The organism is Actinomadura sp. NPDC049382, from assembly GCF_040677125.1.
Taxonomy (GTDB): domain Bacteria; phylum Actinomycetota; class Actinomycetes; order Streptosporangiales; family Streptosporangiaceae; genus Spirillospora; species Spirillospora geliboluensis.
Window position 1 is genome coordinate 1 of the sequence record NZ_JBFARO010000044.1, and the last position, 19,581, is coordinate 19,581.

The window sequence follows — 19,581 nt, forward strand, 5'->3', positions numbered from 1 at the left end:
GAGACGTGGGTCGGCGGGTCGTGCGGCCTCCGGGCGCTAGGGCGCCCTCCGGCCGCCCGACCCGTGGCCGCCGGTTGAGGTTCAGCGTGCTCTCCCTTCAACATTCTGGGAGGAGTTTGGCCAGGTAGTCCTCGTAGAGGGGGACGTGGGCCTCGTCCAGGACGCGGTCGTCGTCTTCGGGGAGGAGGTCGAGGAGGCTGCGGACGTCCCAGTACGGGTCGTGGGCGTGGCCGCCGGAGACCTGGTCGAAGGTGGCGCGGAAGCGGTCGGCGACGGACGGGCCGTAGCGGAGGGCCAGGCCGCGGCGCATGCGGGCGATGTCGACGGAGACGGGGCCGGACGAGGCGTCCGACCAGTCGACGACGCCGGTGAGCTTGCCGTAGGACCACAGCGTGTTGTCGGCGTGGTAGTCGCGGTGGATGAACCGGGCGGGCGCTTCGGGGGCGGGCCGGGCCGCGACCTCGAAGGCGCGTTGCCACAGGGTGGGGCGGAGCGCGTGCTTGGGCGGGCGGCGCACGTCGAGCCGGTTGTAGGGGACGTACGGGGGCATCGTGGACGCGCCGTTCAGAGCGTGCACCGACAGCAGCGCGGCGGCCAGCTGGATGAGGTATTCGGGCAGGTCGTCGGGGGACGGCCGGGGCGGGTGACCGCTGAGCCGGGTGATGAGCAGGGCGGGGACGTCGCAGTAGGCCCCGGCGGGGTCGGCGGCGACGAGCTCTGGGGTGGGGATCTCGCAGCCGGCGAGGAGGGCGAGCGCGGCGATCTCGCGTTCGGGGGAGAAGTCGGCGTCGCCGTAGCGGCGGGCGGCGCGGCCGTCGGCGGGGCGGCCCGTCCAGCGGCGCAGGACGAGGCGGTGGGCGCTGCCGGAGCCGCTCTCCACGAGCAGGGCGTGGTTGGCGTGCGCGGTCCCGCCGGCGAGCGGCCGCACCATGCGGACCTCGGCGCCGCGGCCGAGGCACTCCTCGACCCAGCGCAGGGTGGGGTGGCCGGGCGGGGCTCCGGTCGGCAGGCAGGCAGCCGGTGTGCGAGTCACCTGATCCATGAAAACGGATTCCGAAGGGTATTGGGAGTGATTTTGCGAAGACGGAACGTAACAAATTGCACGTCAGCGGGGTCGGGTGAGGGAGTATCTCCGGTCGTCGCGGGCGTTTGCCGGACAAACGCCGCGGATTCCGTCCGGTATCCGAATGCGGCTCGGGTGGGGCCCGCGGCCGGGCCCCACCCGATGGTTCCGATCGCCGGTCAGTCCTTCGGCTCGCGGCGGGGCCGGAGCAGGGCCTCGGCGAGCGCGAGCATCGTCTCCTCCAGCGTGGACAGCCGCTTCAGCACGTCCTCGTGCACCGCGTTGACCTGCTTGGAGACCTCGTCGTGGACGCCGTCGACCTTGCGGCCCACCTCGTCCTCGACGTGCAGGAAGCGCTTGGCGAACTCGGCCTGCGCGGCGTCGGCCCGGCGGCCGGCCTCGTCCTGCATGCTCTCCACGCGCCGCGCGAACTCGGCGTGCACGCCGCCGACCTGCCGCGCGACGTCCTCCTGCATGTTGCCGACCTGCTTGGCGACGTCCTCGTGGATGCTGCCCACCTGGCGGGTGACGTCCTCGTGGATGTCGCCGATCCGCTTGCCGAAGTCGTCGTGGACGCCGCTGACCTGCCGCGCCACCTCGCTGTGCACGGACTCGACCTGCTTGGCGACGTCCGCGTGCACCGACTCCACCCGGCGGGAGACGATGTCGACCTGCGCGGTGAACTCCTCCAGCGCGACGTCGACCCGCTTGGCGACCTCCTCGTGGATGTTCTCGATGCGCTTGCGGACGTCCTCGTGCACGTCCTCGAAGCGGCGGGAGAACTCGTCCATCCGCTTGGCGACGTCGCTGTAGGCGGTCTCGGCGATCTGCGACATGGTCGCCTTGACCTCGTCGCGGTCCGGCCGGGCGCGCAGCTCCTCGATCAGCGGGTCGACCGCCTCGGCGAGGTGCTTCTCCAGCGCGTCGAACCGGTCGCCGTACTCGGCCGCCGGACGCTGCGCGATCTCGGCCAGCAGCCGGTGCACCTCGGCGATCTCCAGCGTGGCGGGGAGCCGGCCGATCCGCTCGCCGAGCCCGTCGAGCCGGCCGTCGAGGCTCTCGAACCGGCCGTCCAGGCCCTCCAGCTTGCCCGACAGCCCCTCCAGCCGGCCGTCGACGCCGTCCAGCCGCCCGTCCAGCCCGTCGAGCCGGCCGCCGACGCCCTCGACCCGGCCGTTGACCGCCTCCAGCCCCTGCTCCATCCGCTCGGCCATCTCGCCGAGCGCCTGGTCGACCCGGGCCGTGACCCCGTTGATCGAGTGCTCCAGCCGCTCGGACCGGTGGCCCAGCTCGGCGAGCGACTTGTCCAGCCGGTTGAACCGGACGGACGCGGCCTCCATGCTGCCCTGGAGCTTGTCGAGCCGCTTGGTCATCTCGTCCATGCGCTGGGACGCCTGCTGCGTGGCGTCCGTGATGTGCTGCGCGGAGTCGAGGACGGCCTGGATGCGGGTCAGGCCCTCGTCGACGTTCTCGGCGACGACGCCGACGTCGGCCCACAGCGCCGGCAGTTCGGCGACGGGCTTGACCCGCTCGCCGAACGACTCGATGTGCTCGGCCAGTCCTTCGGCCCATTCCGGGGGCTTGCCGGACAGTTCGTCGACCTGCCCGCGGACGCTCTCGAGCTGCCCGGTCAGCCCGGTGAGCTCCCGCTCGCGGACCTCGCGGAGCAGCCACTCCATGCCTTCCAGCCGCTGGCGAATCTCGTCCAGGACCTGACCCTGTGAGCGCTGTTCATAGACGTGGTCCTGCGCCGCACGGGCGAGCAACTCCCGCATCCGATCCGAGACCGGTTGACCTCCCGTCTGCAGGAAGTTGTGATTCGTTTCCACCCGATGCTCCTTCGTGTGCCGGCGCGACGAAATGACGCACGGCAAATGAATCTCTGAGGTGGCCACTGTAGTGCGTGTGAGGGACCGCTAAAACGGGTAGCAGAGAAGATTGCGAGTTCTGCGGAATGCGCCTGTTATCCGGCTGGGGCGGAAAGTGAGAAATAGCCGGGAGCGGGGTTGGTCACCGCTACGCGGCAATCGCCTTGATCGTCATGATGTGGCGGGGATGCGCGGTCGCCGGGGACGGTGCCGTGTCCGTACATCTCGTCCAACATCGGCAGTTCCCGAACCGGGCGCGGCGGCGGCCCGCCGGTGCGCGGCCGCGGCCGCGAGGCGGCGCGGGGCGGATTCAAGCCCTATTTCGGAGGGTATTCCGCGGCGCCGAAGTCCCGGCCGGTGAACCCGTCCCGGTGTTTTCGGGCGCGTCGGTCCCGGCGCGCCGATTCGGGGCCGGAGCCGCCGCGTTGCCGGGCGCCCGCAATCCCTGGTGGACGCGATGCCGGAAAACGCCGATGATTTGCACCGCCGTGGCGCGTCGCCCGGCCCCGCTTGGCGTTGCCCGGCCGCGCGGAAGATCTTTGGGCACGGTTGCCGGGCGGCCCCGCTCCGGGCGGGTCAGCCGCCGGGTCAGCCCGCCGGGGGAGCGGGCGCGGCGGGGCGGGCGAGTAGGGCGACCGGATCGCGGCCGACCCGGGTGACCACGAGCGTCGCCTCCGCGGCGCCGTGCCCCGGCCGGCGCCCGGCGAAGCCGAGGTCGCGGCGCAGCCGGTCGACGTCGACGGCCGAGCCGCGCTTCTTGACCGTCAGCACCCCGACCTCGCGGCGGCGCAGCTCGGCGCGCAGGCGCTTCACCGAGAACGGCAGGACGTCCTCGATCTCGTAGGCGGACGCGAACGGCGTCGGGAACAGCCGGTCGGACGTGATGTACGCGATCTGCGGATCGGCCAGCCCGCCGCCGACCAGTTCTGCCACCTCGCCCACCAGATGGGCGCGTATCACCGCTCCGTCGGGCTCGTATAGGTAACGGCCCCATGGGCGGACATCGGGGCCGTCCGACACTTGCGGGGTCAATGTCCAGACCTGCGGGTCGGTGTCGGACGACAGCAGCGTGGCCCGGCGGCCGACGTCCCCTGCGAGCGACCCCAGCCAGAGGGCCGCCTCCTTGACGTCGCCGTGGACCGACACCCACTCGGCTTCTGCGCCGTCCGGGACGGCTTCATGCGGGATGCCGGGCGCCACCTTGACGCACGCTCCAGGGACCTTCTGTGCTCTGTCCAGGACGACGTCGAGCGGCGGCTCGTAGGAGCGCGGGTCGAAGACCCTGCCCCGTGCAGTGCGGCGCCCGGGGTCGGCGAACACCGCGTCGAAGCCGTCCAGAGCGGCCTCAGTCGCGTCGCCGACGCGCACGGACGCGTCGAGGCCGAATTCGGTCACGTTCGCCTGCGCCACCTCGGCCGTCAACGGGTCGAGTTCCACGCCCTCCCCGGTGAGGCCCGCGCGCCCCCGCGCGATGAGGTCGGCCCCTATCCCGCAGCCCATGTCCAGCACACGCGCGCCGTCCAGCCGGTCGGCGAACCGTCGGGCTCTGTGCGCCGCCACACTCGCACGGGTGGACTGCTCAAGGCCCGCCTGCGTGAAGTACATGCGGTCGGCGTCCGGGCCGAACTTGGCCCGTGCCCGCTCCCGGAGCCGCACCTGCGTGAGCGCCGCTGCGACCAGCGCGGGATCGTGTCGTTCGCGCAGCCGCGTCGCCGTGGCGAGCAATCCGTCCTCGCCGACGTCCGCCGCCGCCGCCTCGCCGAGGAGTGCCTGGCCGGAGGGGGTGCGCAGGGCCCGGAACGACGCGATGTCCATGGAGCGAAGTTAGCGTCGGGTGAACGGCGCCCGGTGCCTCCGTGTCCGTGTTGACGGGCTCCCGAGCACGGAATAGTCTCCATGACTGGCACTCTCGTACTGAGAGTGCCAACAACAGCGACAAGGTCGGTCTGGCACCCGCGACGGCAGGCCGGTCCAGGGTCGCCTCTTCTGTCACATGTGCTGGCCGGTCATCCGTGGCCGGCCGAGGACCAATCGAAGGGGAGGTCAGATCGTGACGACCGCCACCAAGGTTGTTCTCAAGCCGCTTGAGGACCGCATCGTCGTCCAGCCGCTTGAGGCCGAGACCACCACCGCGTCGGGCCTGGTGATCCCGGACACCGCCAAGGAGAAGCCCCAGGAGGGCACCGTCCTTGCCGTTGGCCCGGGTCGCGTCGACGACAAGGGCGAGCGCGTCCCGGTCGACGTCAAGGTCGGCGAGGTCGTGCTCTACAGCAAGTACGGCGGCACCGAGGTCAAGTACAACGGCGAGGAGTACCTCGTCCTCTCGGCCCGCGACGTGCTCGCGGTCATCGAGAAGTAATCACCGAGACGTGATGCACCCGCCCCGGTCGGCGCCGCCTTCGGCGGGGCTGCCGGGGCGGATCGCGTAATAGAGGAGTATCCGCATGGCGAAGATCCTGGAGTTCGAGGAGGACGCTCGCCGGGCTCTTGAGCGCGGCGTCAACGCTCTCGCGGACGCCGTCAAGGTGACGATCGGCCCGCGCGGCCGCAACGTCGTCATCGACAAGAAGTTCGGCGCGCCGACCATCACCAACGACGGCGTCACCATCGCCCGCGAGGTGGAGCTGGAGGACCCCTACGAGAACCTCGGGGCCCAGCTCGCCAAGGAAGTGGCGACCAAGACCAACGACATCGCGGGCGACGGCACCACCACGGCGACCGTCCTCGCGCAGGCGCTGGTCCGGGAGGGCACCCGCAACGTGGCCGCCGGCGCGTCCCCGCTCGCGCTCAAGCGCGGCATCGACGCCGCCGCCCAGCACGTGTCCGACCAGCTGCTGAAGTCGGCCCGCGAGATCGTCGAGAAGGACGAGATCGCGCACGTCGCGACCATCTCCGCGCAGGACCCGCAGATCGGCGAGCTGATCGCGGAGGCGTTCGAGAAGGTCGGCAAGGACGGCGTCATCACCGTCGAGGAGGCCCACACCATGGGCCTCGAGCTGGAGTTCACCGAGGGCCTCCAGTTCGACAAGGGCTACCTGTCGCCGCACATGGTCACCGACCACGAGCGCATGGAGGCCGTCCTGGAGGACGCCTACGTGCTCATCGTGGACGGCAAGATCTCCAACGTGCAGGAGTTCCTGCCGCTGGCCGAGAAGGTCGCGCAGACCAAGAAGCCGCTGCTCGTGGTGGCCGAGGACGTCGAGGGCGAGGCCCTGGCGCTGCTCGTCGCCAACAAGATCCGCGGCACCTTCACCTCCGTCGCGGTCAAGGCGCCGGGCTTCGGCGACCGCCGCAAGGCGATGCTGGGCGACATGGCCACCCTGACCGGCGGCCAGGTCGTCAGCGAGGCCATCGGCCTCAAGCTCGACTCCATCGGCCTGGAGGACCTCGGCCGCGCCCGCCGGATCACCGTGACCAAGGACGCCACCACCATCGTCGACGGTGAGGGCTCCGCGGACGAGATCACCGCGCGCGTCAACCAGATCAAGGTCGAGATCGAGAACTCCGACTCCGACTGGGACCGCGAGAAGCTGCAGGAGCGGCTGGCCAAGCTGGCCGGCGGGGTCTGCGTGCTGCGGGTCGGCGCCGCCACCGAGGTGGAGCTGAAGGAGAAGAAGCACCGCCTGGAGGACGCCATCTCGGCGACCCGCGCGGCGATCGAGGAGGGCATCGTCTCCGGCGGCGGCAGCGCGCTGGTGCACGTGGCCAAGGAGGGCTTCGACACCCTCGGCCTGTCCGGCGACGAGGCCACCGGCGCCGAGGCGGTCCGCCGCGCGCTCAACGAGCCGCTGCGCTGGATCTCCGAGAACGCCGGCCAGGAGGGCTACGTCGTCGTCTCCAAGGTGCAGGCGCTGCAGGCCGGCCACGGCTACAACGCCGCGACCGGCGAGTACGGCGACCTGATCGCCCAGGGCGTCATCGACCCGGTGAAGGTCACCCGCTCCGCGGTCACCAACGCCGCCTCGATCGCGAGCATGCTGCTCACCACCGAGGCGCTCGTGGTCGACAAGCCGGAGGAGGCCGAGGAGGCCGCCGGCGGCGGCCACGGCCACGGCCACGGCCACGGGCACGGCCACTGACCCTTCCCGCGTCCCGGCCGGGGCCGTCCGCCCCGGCCGCGTGGGAGAGGCCGCGCCGGCTCGACCGGCTCCGCGACCCCCGTCCACCCGGTGGACGGGGGTCGCTGGCATGTACCCGAATGGGAAGTTCTTTATCCGGTGGGCGGTTTGATCTTTCGTGACGCGTGGCAATGAAATGATCGCATGACGTAATATTCCCAGGTTCGTTCCAGCACTGTGACCATTCCGTTGTCAACGACGGGGCAGACACGCCCGGCGGCGCTGGGCATCATGCTTGACGTGACCGAGGGATGCTTCGCCGGGACCATGACCGCGCGCGCTGCCGAACCCTCGGGAGGTCCGGCCCCGCCACCGCCCCGTGACGCCGCCCGCGACACCGGCCGCGGGACGCGGGCGCTGCGCGCGGCGGACGCCGCCGACGGCGACCTCAAGGAGCTGACGAACCTCGCCGTCCAGGGCGATCCGGGCGCCATTGAGGTCCTCATCGCCGAGGTGCGCCCCATGATCGTCCGGTACTGCCGGGCCCGGCTCGGCCGGGTGTCCGGGCAGTACCACATCGCCGACGACGTGGCCCAGGAGGTCTGCATCGCCGTGCTGTCGGCCCTGCCCCGCTACCGGGACATGGGCCGCCCCTTCGCCTCGTTCGTCTTCGGCATCGCCGCGCACAAGATCGCGGACGCGATGCGCAGCGCGGTGCGCGCCGCCGTGCCCACCGAGGACCTGCCGGACGGCCCCGACGACCGGCCCGGGCCGGAGGAGACGGTGGTCCGCTACATCGAGGCGCAGCGGGCCCGCGACCTGCTCACGCGGCTGCCCGAGCACCAGCGCGAACTGGTGCTGCTGCGCGTCGTCGCGGGGCTGTCGGCCGAGGAGACCGGCAACGTGCTCGGCATGTCCGCCGGCGCCGTGCGGGTCGCGCAGCACCGCGCCCTGGCCCGGCTCCGGGCGATGGCGAGAGAGGAGTCGATCGCTTGACGGAGCGAGGCCCCCTCACCGGCATCGGGGGCGCCCCGAATCCGGCCGAGCCCTCGCACTCCGGTGATGCCCCGGCCCCGGCACCGGCCCATGCCCGCGCCCCGGCCGGTCCGCCGGCCGCGGACCTGGCGGCCGTCCGCCGCACCGACGCCCTCATCGAGTCGCTGGCGGCGCGGCGTCCGCCCGCGCCCGCCGCCCCGCACCCGGCGCCGCCCGCGTGCGCGGGTGACGATCCCGACCCGGCGGTGCGGCTGCTGCACGCGCTGATCATCGACGTGGACGAGCAGACCGCCGACCCCGCCCCGCCGGCGCCGCCCGCGCCGTCCGGGCCCGGCCCGCGCCGCCGCGGGTCCCGCACGATCGTCGCCCTCGGCGTGGCGGGCGCCGTCCTCGCCAGCACCGGCGTCGCGGCGGCGGGCGGCGGCGCCGACCGCTCCACGGGCGCCGCGCCGGCGCCGCGCGCGTCCGAGCACGCCGCCCCGGCCGCCATGCCCGCCGCGGGCGACGCCGACGCCGCGACCCGCGCCCGCCCGCAGGAGCCGTCCGCCGCGCCGGCGCCCGTGCCGGAACCGACGAGGACGGGCAGGCCGTCCCGCGGCGGGGAGCGCGAGGACATCACGCGCCTCAAGCGCCGCCTGGACGACCTCTTCCCGCCCCGGCGGCACCACGAGCGCCGCCCGGAGGGCCCGGTCAGGATCACGCGCGCGGCCCCGTCCGACCGCCCGGAGGCCGCGCCCGGCGACGACCCCGTCCTCGATCTGGACGACCTGGCCGCGCTGCGGCGGGAGGCGGAGCGCCGCACCGACCGCTACCGGGCACCGCGCTGGGACGACTGATCCCGGCCGGCGGCCGGGCCCGGCGGGCGCTAGTTCTCGTCGCGGCCCTCTTCGCTGTCGATCACGCCGTCGACGTAGCCGCGGGCGTACTCCCAGCTGACGTAGTCGACGGGATCGGGGGACAGGGCGGGCTCGTGGACGCGGGGGAGCCCGGCGTCCAGCAGGTGGCGCAGGTTGCCGTGCAGCAGTTCCCAGTCGATGTAGTGGAGCTTGCCGCAGTCGCCGCAGTCGACGGTGAGGCCGCGCACGCCGAGCGGCTCCAGCAGTGCACGGAAGACCTCCAGGTCGGCGAGGTCGGCCAGCACGTCCTCCCGCTCCGTCACGCTGAGCGGAGCGGCCTCGTCTCCGGGGTCGCCGAGCGCCGCCGCCGGATCCTCCGGGTCTCCGGCGAACGGGTCGAGCGGTGCGTCATCGTGCACACTCCCACGCTACTGCCGGAGCCCCCGAAAGGTGCACCCCCCGGTCTCCTCTGTGCGCGAACAATTACGCGGAGTGTCCGCCGGGCGGGGGAATGCTCAGGGGCGTCCGGCGTGTTTCCTGATGTCATCAAGGCCACGCGGCCGCAGCGTGCAAGAGCCCGCGCCGGTGCGGGCGAACGCCCTACCATGGGGACAGGGTCCTTGTGACCTGGCCCGATGCCGCAACCGATACGGGAAGGTTGTCATGAACCCCGCCGCCGAGCCCGACAAGTTCCTTCCGCAGGGCCTGACCTTCGACGATGTGCTCCTGCTCCCGGGCTATTCCGACCTCCAGCCCGGCGAGGCCGACACCACGACCAGGCTGACCCGCGAGATCTCGCTGCGGATCCCGCTCGTCTCGGCGGCGATGGACACGGTGACCGAGGCGCGGACGGCGATCGCCATGGCCCGGCAGGGCGGCATCGGCGTGCTGCACCGCAACATGTCGATCGAGGACCAGGCCGAGGAGGCCGACCGGGTCAAGCGGTCCGAGTCCGGGATGATCACCAACCCGGTCACCTGCCTGCCGGACGCGACGCTCGCCGACGTCGAGGAGCTGTGCGCCCGCTACCGGATCTCCGGCGTGCCGGTGACCGACGTGCGCGGCGTGCTGGTCGGCATCGTGACCAACCGCGACATGCGCTTCGAGTCGGACCTGTCCCGCCCGGTCCGCGAGGTGATGACCCCGATGCCGCTGGTGACGGCGCCGGTCGGGGTGGCGCGGGACGAGGCGTTCCGGCTGCTGGCGGGCAACAAGGTCGAGAAGCTCCCGCTGGTGGACGCCGACGGCCGGCTCAAGGGCCTCATCACCACCAAGGACTTCACCAAGAGCGAGCAGTACCCGGACGCCACCAAGGACGGCGACGGCCGGCTGCTCGTCGCCGCCGCCGTGGGCGTCGGCGAGGACGCGATCCGCCGCGCGAAGGCGCTCATCGAGGCGGGCACCGACGTCATCATCGTCGACACCGCGCACGGCCATTCCAAGGGCGTCGCCGACACGATCGCCTCGATCAAGGGCAACTCGGGGGTGCAGGTCGTCGGCGGCAACGTCGCGACCGAGGCCGGCGCGCAGGTCCTGGTGGACGCGGGCGCCGACGCGATCAAGGTCGGGGTCGGGCCCGGCTCCATCTGCACCACCCGCATCGTCGCCGGCGTCGGCGTGCCGCAGATCACCGCGATCTCCGGGGCGGCCCGCGCGGCGCGGCCGGCCGGCGTCCCGGTGATCGGGGACGGCGGCCTGCAGTACTCCGGCGACATCGCGAAGGCGCTGGTCGCGGGCGCCGACACCGTGATGCTCGGCAGCCTGCTCGCCGGGGTCGAGGAGTCCCCGGGCGAGCTGATCTTCGTGCACGGCAAGCAGTACAAGTCCTACCGCGGGATGGGGTCGCTCGGCGCGATGCGCAACCGCGAGCGCGGCGCGTCCTACTCCAAGGACCGCTACGCCCAGGCCGACGTCAGCGCCGAGGAGAAGCTGATCCCCGAGGGCGTCGAGGGCCAGGTGCCCTACCGCGGCCCGCTCGCCAACGTCGCGCACCAGCTCGTCGGCGGCCTGCACCAGTCCATGTGGTACGCGGGCACCCGGACGATCCCCGAGCTGCAGGAACGCGGCCAGCTGATGCGGATCAGCGCCGCCGGGCTGCGGGAGAGCCACCCCCACGACATCCAGATGACCGTCGAGGCCCCGAATTACCAAGGCCGATAGAATCCCCAGGGTAGGAACCCCAACCTGCAACAACCGATACGTCGCGATCGCGTGCGAAGCCAGGTTCGAGCTTGCGAGAACCTGATCGCGCAGCGAGCCCCCTGGGCGAGTCGGAGCGATGCAGCGATCGCCGCGTCGCCCGCCGAAGGAAGGTGCTCCGGCACCTGACGCCAAGGGCGATGAAAGGAACAGAGTGGCTGCTGAGGTGGAGATCGGCCGGGGCAAGAGCGGCCGCCGGGCGTACGCCTTCGACGACATCGGCATCGTGCCGTCCCGCCGGACGCGCGACCCCGAGGAGGTCAGCGTCGCCTGGCAGATCGACGCCTACCGGTTCGAGATGCCGCTGGTCGTCGCGCCGATGGACAGCGTCGTCAGCCCGGCCACCGCGATCGCCGTCGGCCGGCTCGGCGGCCTCGCCGTGCTCGACCTCGAAGGGCTGTGGACGCGGTACGACAACCCCGAGCCGCTGCTCGCCGAGATCGCCTCGCTGGACGACGTCCGCGCCACCCAGCGGCTCCAGGAGATCTACACCGAGCCGATCAAGGAGGAGCTGATCGGCCGCCGGATCGAGGAGGTCCGGGAGGCGGGCGTCACCGTCGCGGCGCGGCTGTCCCCGCAGCGCACCGCCCAGTTCCACAAGGCCGTGATCGACGCGGGCGTCGACCTGTTCGTGATCCGCGGCACGACGGTGTCCGCCGAGCACGTGTCCGGCCGCGCAGAGCCGCTGAACCTCAAGCAGTTCATCTACGACCTCGACGTCCCGGTGATCGTCGGCGGCTGCTCCACCTACACGGCCGCGCTGCACCTGATGCGGACCGGCGCGGCGGGGGTGCTCGTCGGGTTCGGCGGCGGCTCCGGGCACACCACGCGGACCGTCCTCGGCGTCGCCGTCCCGATGGCGACCGCGGTCGCGGACGTGGCCGCCGCCCGCCGCGACTACATGGACGAGTCCGGCGGCCGGTACGTGCACGTCATCGCCGACGGCGGCATGGTCAACAGCGGCGACATCGCCAAGGCGTTCGCCTGCGGCTCCGACGCGGTGATGGTCGGCTCCCCGTTCGCCCGCTCCACCGAGGCCCCGGGCCGCGGCTACCACTGGGGCAGCGAGGCGCACCACGGCGACGTCCCGCGCGGCACCCGCCTCGATCTCGGGACGATCGGGACGATGGAGCAGATCCTGCACGGCCCGTCCCATGTCGCGGACGGCTCGATGAACCTCATCGGGGCGCTGCGCCGCGCGATGGCGACCGCCGGTTACACGGAGTTGAAGGAGTTCCAGCGGGTACAGGTCGTGGTGGCTCCCCGCCGGTCCACCGACTGAGAGCGAACCCACGCCTCGTGCGGAAATTTCCGGGGTGGGCCCATCCTTACTCTTGGGTAGGTACTGCTCGGAAACCGAACGCTGTGGGGGGATAAGCGATGACGGCATCACCGGTGACGGGCCTCGGAAGCTCCCGGCTGGGCCCGGCCGAACGGGCCGCGGCGCTCGATCGGATGGCCCGCGAGGAGTTCGATGTGGTCGTCGTGGGCGGCGGGATCGTCGGTGCGGGCGCGGCGCTCGACGCGGCGACCCGCGGCCTGTCGGTCGCGGTGGTCGAGGCGCGGGACTTCGCGTCCGGCACCTCGTCGCGTTCCTCGAAGCTGATCCACGGGGGCCTGCGCTACCTGGAGCAGTACAACTTCGACCTCGTCCGGGAGGCGCTGACCGAGCGCAGCCTGCTGCTGCAGCAGATCGCGCCGCACCTGGTGAAGCCCGTCCCGTTCCTGCTGCCGACGACCCACCGCGTGTGGGAGCGGGCGTACCTCGGCGCGGGCGTGGCCCTGTACGACGCGCTCGCGTTCCAGATGGGCAGCACGCGCGGCGTCCCGCACCACCGGCACCTGACCCGGCGCGGGGCGCTGCGGCTGGCGCCGTCCCTGCGCAAGGACTCGTTCACCGGCGCGATCCAGTACTGGGACGCGCAGGTCGACGACGCGCGCTTCGTGATGACGGCGCTGCGGACGGCCGCGCAGTACGGCGCCCAGATCGCGTCCCGCACCCAGTGCCTCGGCTTCCTGCGGGAGGGCGAGCGCGTCACCGGCCTGCGGATCCGCGACCTGGAGGGGAACACGACCAGCGAGGTCCGCGCGAAGCAGGTCGTGAACGCCACCGGCGTCTGGACGGACGACATCCAGGAGCTCGTCGGCGGCCGCGGCCAGATCCACGTGAAGGCGTCCAAGGGCATCCACCTGGTCGTCCCGAAGGACCGCATCCACTCCTCGACGGGCATCATCCTGCGCACGGAGAAGTCCGTGCTGTTCGTGATCCCGTGGGGCCGGCACTGGATCATCGGCACGACCGACACCGCGTGGGATCTCGACCGCGCGCACCCGGCCGCGTCCAAGGCCGACATCGACTATGTCCTCGACCACGTCAACTCGGTGCTGTCCACGCCGCTCACGCACGACGACGTGGAGGGCGTCTACGCGGGCCTGCGCCCCCTCCTCACGGGGGAGACCGAGGAGACGTCGAAGCTGTCGCGCGAGCACGTGGTCGCGCATCCGGTGCCCGGCCTCGTCCTCGTGGCGGGCGGCAAGTACACCACGTACCGGGTGATGGCCAAGGACGCCATAGACGCCGTCGCCCACGGCCTGGACGGCAAGGTCGCCGAGTCCTGCACGGACCGCATCCCGCTCGTCGGCGGCGACGGCTTCCAGGCCATGTGGAACGCGCGCCACCGGCTGGCGTCCCGCTCGGGCCTGCACGTCGCCCGCATCGAGCACCTCCTGCGCCGCTACGGCACCCTGCTGGACGACCTGCTCGGCCTGATCTCCGACAAGCCGGACCTGGCCAAGCCGCTCACCGGCGCCGACGACTACCTGCGCGCCGAGGTCGTCTACGCCGCCACCCATGAGGGGGCCCGGCACCTCAACGACGTCCTCGCCCGCCGCACCCGCATCTCGATCGAGACGTGGGACCGCGGCGTCGGCGTCGCCCAGGAGGCCGCCGACCTGCTGGCCCCGGTGCTCGGCTGGTCCAAGAAGCAGCGCGACCGCGAGATCGAGTACTACCGCAAGCGGGTGGAGGCCGAGCGCGCCTCCCAGACGCAGGAGGGCGACCAGGAGGCGGACGCGCACCGGCGCGGCGCCCCGGACATCGTGCCGATAGCGACTCCGTGATCCCGATCGCCCCGGCCGGCGCCGCGCTCAGGCGGGCCGGTCGGGGCGGGGCGCCTGCACCAGGCTCTTGCCGGTCGCGTAGAGGTCGGCGGGGACGCGGGCCGGGTCCAGCAGGTGCTGGAAGGCCAGCCCGAAGTCGAGGGCCATGGTGAGGGCGGCGCGGTCGGCGGGGCCGATGCGGTCGGCGCCGCCCTCTCCGGCACCGCCCTCCCCGGCGGTGTCTTCGGCCGGCCCGCCGCCGTCGGCGGGTTCGAGTTCGCGGGCGAGCCGGTCGCGGCGCTCGGCGTACCAGTCGGCGATGCGCCAGCCGGCGGCGTAGTCGCGCATGCCGTAGAGCCAGAACTCGACGAGCAGCAGCGCGAGGCGGCGGGGGCGGTCGTCGGCGGTGCCGCGGCGGGGCGGGCGGCCGGTGACGGCGGCCTCCCGGGCGGCGTCGCGGGCGGCGTCCCGCTCGGCGGCCCGGAGCTCGTCGCAGACCTCCGGGCCGGTGCGGTCGCTGGTGATGCGCTCCATCAGGGCCAGCAGCAGGTCGGTCTTGCCCGCGAAGTTGGAGTAGACGGCGCCCTTGGTGAGGCCCGCGGCCGCCGCGATGTCGTCCAGCGAGGCGCCGTGGATGCCGCGCTCGGCCCAGAGCCGCTCGGCGGCGGCCAGCAGGGCGGTGCGGGTCTGCTCGCGCCGGTCGCGGCGCGGGCGCGGTCCGCCGCCGGACGGCGGCCGGCCGGTCGCCCCCGCCGCTGGCCGCTGGTCGCCGTGGGCGTCCGTCATTCGCTGTTCCCCTCCGTGTCGAGACCCGCGCGCACCGGGGCGCGCGGTCCGTCCCTCCGTCCGCGGTACGCGCGCCCGAGATTCTCTCCTTCGGGGATACACCGGCGGAGCATGGTCAGTCTCCCGGTTGCGCAAGTCCGGGCGGTTGGAACGCTCCGTTCGGCGCGGCTTGTCAGGTGGGGACGGACGTAACGCGATCAGGTGGGGCATATCACTCCAAGTAGCGCGTTACTTGCGGGTAGCCAAAATGGGCGGGTGGTCATACGCTGCCTGCATGGCATCCCCGACGGTCCCTGCCAAAGGCGCGGCAGAGCACACGCTCCCCCAGACCCTGATCGACCGGCTGGCCTCCCATGTCGCCTCGGACGGCTCCGAGACCGCGACGATCCCCAGTCCGTTCACCGGTGAGCCCCTCGCGACCGTCCCGATCTCCGGTGCCGACGACGTCCGCAAGGCGTACGCGCGCGCCCGGGAGGCGCAGCGGGCCTGGGCGGCGCTGCCGGCCGGCGAGCGGGTCAAGCCGTTCCTGCGGCTGGCGGACGCGCTGGTCGCCCGGCGCGCGGAGATCCTCGACGTCATCCAGCTGGAGACGGGCAAGGCGCGCCGCCACGCGCTGGAGGAGTTCCTCGACGTGGCGCTGTGCTCGCTGTACTACGCCCGGCGGGCCCCGGGGCTGCTGAAGCCGAAGCGCCGGCAGGGCATGATGCCGGGGCTGACGCGGGTGCGGGAGCTGCGGCACCCGAAGGGCGTCGTGGCGCTGATCGCCCCCTGGAACTACCCCTTCGCGCTGGGCGCCAGCGACATCGCGCCCGCGCTGATGGCGGGCAACGCGGTGATCCACAAGCCGGACACCCAGACCTGCCTGTCCAGCCTGTGGGTGCTGGACCTGCTGATCTCGCTCGGACTGCCCCGCGACCTCTGGCAGATCGTCGTCGGCGACCCCGCGGAGATCGGCGACCCGCTGCTGGAGGAGGCCGACTACGTCTCCTTCACCGGCTCGACGCGCGGCGGCAAGGCGATCGCGGCCAAGGTCGCGCCCCGGCTGATCGGCTACTCGCTGGAGCTCGGCGGCAAGAACCCGATGATCGTCATGGCGGACGCCGACGTGGAGCGGGCCGCGCGCGGCGCCGTCCGCGCCTGCTTCACCAACGCCGGGCAGCTGTGCATCTCGATCGAGCGGATGTACGTCCACGAGGACGTCTACGACCGGTTCGTGCCCCGGTTCGTCGAGCTGGTCAAGGGCATGAAGCTCGGCACCGGCCTCGACTTCGAGGCCGAGATGGGCTCGCTGACCCACCGGCGCCAGCTGGACGCGGTGACCCGGCACGTCGACCAGGCCGTCGAGGAGGGCGCCACCGTCCTCGCCGGCGGCAAGGCGCGGCCCGACGTCGGCCCGCTGTTCTACGAGCCGACCGTCCTCGCGGACGTCAGCGGCGACATGGACCTGTGCGCGAACGAGACGTTCGGGCCCGTCGTCGCCGTCTACAAGTACCGGGACGAGGACGAGGTCGTCGCCCGCGCCAACGACACCGACTACGGGCTGAACGCGTCGGTGTGGACGAAGTCCCCGGCGCGGGCCCGCCGGCTGGCCGCCCGCATCCAGGCGGGGACGGTCAACATCAACGACGGCTACGGCGCCGCGTACGCCTCCTACGACTCGCCGATGGGCGGGATGAAGCAGTCGGGCGTGGGACGCCGCCACGGAGCCGAGGGCCTGCTGAAGTTCACCGAGGTGCAGACCGTCGCGAGCCAGCACCTCATGGACCTCGAACCGCCCGCCGGCATCGGCTACGACACGTTCGCCGACTACATGGCGAACGGCATCAGGCTCATGAAGAAGCTGCGGATCAAGTAGGGAAGCGCCCGTGAAGCATGACTTCGACGTGCTGGTGGTCGGGTCGGGGTTCGGCGGCAGCGTCGCCGCGCTGCGGCTGACCGAGAAGGGGTACAAGGTCGGCGTGATCGAGGCGGGGCGCCGCTTCGACACGAACCCGGCCGGCGCACCCGGGTCCCGGTACCCGCAGCTGCCCAAGACCAACTGGCGGATCGCCCGCTACCTGTGGGCGCCGGCGCTCGGCCTCACCGGCATGCAGCGGATGCACCTCATCCGGGGCGCGAAGTCGAGCCGCGTGATGGTGCTCGCGGGCGCGGGCGTGGGCGGCGGGTCGCTGAACTACGCCAACACGCTGTACGTCCCGCCGGAGCCGTTCTTCAAGGACCGGCAGTGGGCGCACATCACCGACTGGCAGGACGAGCTTGCGCCCTACTACGAGCAGGCCAAGCGCATGCTGGGCGTCGTCCAGAACCCCACGACGACCGAGGCCGACAAGGTCATGAAGCGGGTCGCCGACCGGTTGGGCAAGGGCGACACGTTCGTCAAGACCCCGGTCGGCGTCTACTTCGGGCGCGGCGCCGGGATCGAGAGCGCCGACCCGTACTTCGGCGGGGCGGGCCCGCGCCGCCGCGGCTGCCTGGAGTGCGGCGAGTGCATGGTGGGCTGCCGCCACGGCGCGAAGAACATGCTCACGGAGAACTATCTCTACCTGGCGGAGAAGGCCGGCGCGCGGGTGATGCCGCTGAGCCGCGTCACGTCCGTCCGGCCGCTGCCCGGCGGGGGGTACGAGGTCGCGATCGTGCGGACCGGCTCGTTCGGCCGCGACCGCAAGACGTTCACGACCGGGCAGGTCGTGTTCGCCGCCGGCACCTACGGGACGCAGAAGCTGCTGCACAAGCTCAAGGCGACGGGCGCGCTGCCGCGCCTGTCGGACCGGCTCGGCGCCCTGACCCGCACGAACTCCGAGGCGATCCTCGGCGGCGGGCGCGGCAACGGGAAGCCGGGGCCCGACTTCTCCGAGGGCGTCGCGATCACGTCGTCGTTCCACCCGGCCCCGGACACGCACGTCGAGCCCGTCCGGTACGGGCGGGGCTCCAACCTGCTCGCGGGGCTGCAGACCCTCCTCGTCGACGGGGACCGGCCGGGCGAGCGGCACACGCCCCGGCTGCGGAAGTTCGCCCGCGAGGTGGTGCGGCGCCCCCGCGACCTGATCCAGCTGTTCGACGTGCGGCACTGGTCGGAGCGGACGGTGATCGCGCTGGTCATGCAGACCCGCGACAACTCGATCACGCTGCGCCCGAAGAAGGGGCCGTTCGGCTGGGACGTCCGCGCGTCCGCCGGGCACGGCGAGCCGAACCCGACCTGGATCCCGGAGGGCCACGAGGCAACGCGGCTGATCGCCGAGGAGATCGGCGGCATCGCGGGCGGCACGTGGGGCGACCTGTTCGACGTTCCGATGACCGCGCACTTCCTCGGCGGCTGCCCCATCGGCGACTCCGCCGACTCCGGCGTCATCGACGCCTACCACCGCGTCTACGGGCACCCCGGCCTGCACATCGTGGACGGCTCCGCCGTCTCGGCCAACCTGGGCGTGAACCCGTCGCTGACCATCACGGCCCAGGCCGAGCGCGCGATGTCGTTCTGGCCTAACCGGGCCGAGGACGACCCGCGCCCGGCCCTGGGTGAGGCTTACCGCCGCATAGGGCCCGTCCTGCCGAAGAACCCGGCCGTCCCGGCCACGGCTCCGGCGGCCTTGAAGCTGCCCATCGTCGACATCACCTGATCCCTTCACCAGAGGGTGAGAGCCCACCGCGAGAGTGCTCGCGGTGGGCTCACAGGGGTGTTCGGGTCAGGCGCGGTAGGCGGCCCACTGGGACTGCATGCGCGCGTTCTGGCCCGGCGTGAACTCGTACATGCACGAGTCGTAGCTGTAGTCCATGAAGTTGTGGATCGGGTCGGCGCCCGGGGACGAGCAGGTGTCGCGCCCGGTCGGGCAGCCTGAGGCGGGGCTCTGCTCGGCGGGGGTGTCGGAGACGCGGTCTCCCTGGCCGCCGCATCCGCCCTGGAACGTGTGGTAGAGCCCCATCCAGTGGCCCACCTCGTGGGTGGCGGTGTCGCCCTCGTTGTAGTTGCCCAGGGAACCGCCCGGCAGGCTCTGGTAGTGGATGACGACGCCGTCCATCGACGGCTGGGAGCGGTAGCTGCTCGGGAACGTCGCCCAGCCGAGGAGGCTGGAGCCGAGGTCGGCGGTGTAGACGTTGAGGTCCTGCGCGTTGCCCGTGTGCAGGGCGTTCTTCATCTGGCTCTCATAGCCCTCCGGGTTGGAGAACCAGGCCGCGTTGTTCGTACGCCTGATCTCCGCCAGCGTGAACGTGACGCCGCTGCCCGAATAGGCGTTGTTGAGGACGTCGAGCTGCCGGCCCAGGACCGTGTCCGAGACGTTGCCCGCGCTGCCGTAGACGACCTGGAAGTGCACCCTGACCGTGATGGCCGCGGCCGTTTGCGCCTTCTTGAGCTTGCCGACGCGGTTCTGGAAGTCCTTCTCCATCGCGGCGACCTTGGCCGCGCTCGGCTGGTTCCGTTCGGTGGCGTGGGCCCCGGCGCGGACGCGGGCCTGCGCGGGCTGCTCCACGCAGGCGTTGGACGCGGTGGACGGGGCGGCGAGGGTGGCGGGGGCGGCGGGCGCGTACGCCGTGAAGGCGGCGGCCAGGCCGAGGACGGTGGCGATTCCGGCGCGTTTCATGGAACTCCTTGGGGGCGGCGCGAGCGGGGGAGCGCGCGCGGGGGGAGCGGAGTCATCGCTGCAACAAGGGTGAATGCGAACAAACATCACGTCTTTGGC

15 protein-coding genes are annotated in these 19,581 nt (G+C 72.4%); 9 read left to right on the forward strand and 6 right to left on the reverse strand.

Annotated features, from left to right (window positions below; all coding sequences use genetic code 11):
* Positions 1 to 97: 97 nt before the first annotated feature.
* From AB0K34_RS24490 to AB0K34_RS24500, 3 genes are all read right to left on the reverse strand, one after another.
* Complete coding sequence (locus tag AB0K34_RS24490; RefSeq protein WP_364551037.1) at positions 98 to 1,042, reverse strand: aminoglycoside phosphotransferase family protein; 945 nt, start codon at positions 1,040 to 1,042, stop codon at positions 98 to 100.
* A 200-nt stretch (positions 1,043 to 1,242) separates the two neighbouring features.
* Complete coding sequence (locus AB0K34_RS24495; RefSeq protein ID WP_138641519.1) at positions 1,243 to 2,892, reverse strand: apolipoprotein A1/A4/E domain-containing protein; 1,650 nt, start codon at positions 2,890 to 2,892, stop codon at positions 1,243 to 1,245.
* A gap of 627 nt (positions 2,893 to 3,519) precedes the next feature.
* Positions 3,520 to 4,746: a class I SAM-dependent methyltransferase gene (locus AB0K34_RS24500; RefSeq protein ID WP_364551039.1), complete on the reverse strand. Its 1,227-nt coding sequence runs from the start codon at positions 4,744 to 4,746 to the stop codon at positions 3,520 to 3,522.
* A 232-nt stretch (positions 4,747 to 4,978) separates the two neighbouring features.
* On the opposite strand from AB0K34_RS24500, the gene groES reads away from it, so the two are divergent.
* From groES to AB0K34_RS24520, 4 genes are all read left to right on the forward strand, one after another.
* A complete protein-coding gene (gene groES, locus AB0K34_RS24505) occupies positions 4,979 to 5,290 on the forward strand; it encodes a co-chaperone GroES (RefSeq protein ID WP_200841863.1) in 312 nt (103 codons plus the stop codon).
* An 85-nt stretch (positions 5,291 to 5,375) separates the two neighbouring features.
* Positions 5,376 to 7,010 carry a chaperonin GroEL gene (gene groL, locus AB0K34_RS24510; RefSeq protein WP_364551041.1) on the forward strand — a complete coding sequence of 545 codons (1,635 nt, stop codon included), beginning with the start codon at positions 5,376 to 5,378 and terminating at the stop codon, positions 7,008 to 7,010.
* Positions 7,011 to 7,289: 279 nt separating this feature from the next.
* Positions 7,290 to 7,985 (forward strand): sigma-70 family RNA polymerase sigma factor, encoded by a 696-nt coding sequence (locus AB0K34_RS24515; RefSeq protein ID WP_364551043.1) that lies wholly within the window; start codon positions 7,290 to 7,292, stop codon positions 7,983 to 7,985.
* Positions 7,982 to 8,821: a hypothetical protein gene (locus AB0K34_RS24520; protein WP_364551045.1), complete on the forward strand. Its 840-nt coding sequence runs from the start codon at positions 7,982 to 7,984 to the stop codon at positions 8,819 to 8,821. Before AB0K34_RS24515 ends, AB0K34_RS24520 begins: the two co-directional genes overlap by 4 nt.
* 29 nt (positions 8,822 to 8,850) lie before the next feature.
* Here the strand turns inward: AB0K34_RS24520 and AB0K34_RS24525 are convergent, their stop codons facing one another.
* Positions 8,851 to 9,240: a DUF5319 domain-containing protein gene (locus AB0K34_RS24525; protein WP_089324405.1), complete on the reverse strand. Its 390-nt coding sequence runs from the start codon at positions 9,238 to 9,240 to the stop codon at positions 8,851 to 8,853.
* Positions 9,241 to 9,484: 244 nt separating this feature from the next.
* Between AB0K34_RS24525 and guaB the strand changes: the two genes are divergently transcribed.
* From guaB to glpD, 3 genes are all read left to right on the forward strand, one after another.
* Entirely contained in the window at positions 9,485 to 10,981 is a 1,497-nt protein-coding gene (gene guaB, locus AB0K34_RS24530; protein WP_138640125.1) for an IMP dehydrogenase, read from the forward strand.
* 205 nt (positions 10,982 to 11,186) lie between these two features.
* Positions 11,187 to 12,302 (forward strand): GuaB3 family IMP dehydrogenase-related protein, encoded by a 1,116-nt coding sequence (locus AB0K34_RS24535; RefSeq protein ID WP_364551093.1) that lies wholly within the window; start codon positions 11,187 to 11,189, stop codon positions 12,300 to 12,302.
* A 98-nt stretch (positions 12,303 to 12,400) separates the two neighbouring features.
* The gene (gene glpD / locus AB0K34_RS24540) at positions 12,401 to 14,140 is read left to right on the forward strand and encodes a glycerol-3-phosphate dehydrogenase (protein ID WP_138640124.1); all 1,740 of its coding nucleotides are present in this window, start codon (positions 12,401 to 12,403) and stop codon (positions 14,138 to 14,140) included.
* Positions 14,141 to 14,167: 27 nt separating this feature from the next.
* Here glpD and AB0K34_RS24545 read toward each other — a convergent pair whose 3' ends face one another.
* Entirely contained in the window at positions 14,168 to 14,905 is a 738-nt protein-coding gene (locus tag AB0K34_RS24545) for a helix-turn-helix domain-containing protein (protein WP_364551048.1), read from the reverse strand.
* A gap of 274 nt (positions 14,906 to 15,179) precedes the next feature.
* Between AB0K34_RS24545 and AB0K34_RS24550 the strand changes: the two genes are divergently transcribed.
* Entirely contained in the window at positions 15,180 to 16,760 is a 1,581-nt protein-coding gene (locus tag AB0K34_RS24550; protein ID WP_364551050.1) for a succinic semialdehyde dehydrogenase, read from the forward strand.
* A gap of 10 nt (positions 16,761 to 16,770) precedes the next feature.
* Complete coding sequence (locus AB0K34_RS24555) at positions 16,771 to 18,522, forward strand: GMC family oxidoreductase (RefSeq protein ID WP_364551052.1); 1,752 nt, start codon at positions 16,771 to 16,773, stop codon at positions 18,520 to 18,522.
* Positions 18,523 to 18,588: 66 nt separating this feature from the next.
* Here AB0K34_RS24555 and AB0K34_RS24560 read toward each other — a convergent pair whose 3' ends face one another.
* Entirely contained in the window at positions 18,589 to 19,482 is an 894-nt protein-coding gene (locus tag AB0K34_RS24560; RefSeq protein WP_364551054.1) for a zinc metalloprotease, read from the reverse strand.
* Positions 19,483 to 19,581 lie beyond the last annotated feature (99 nt).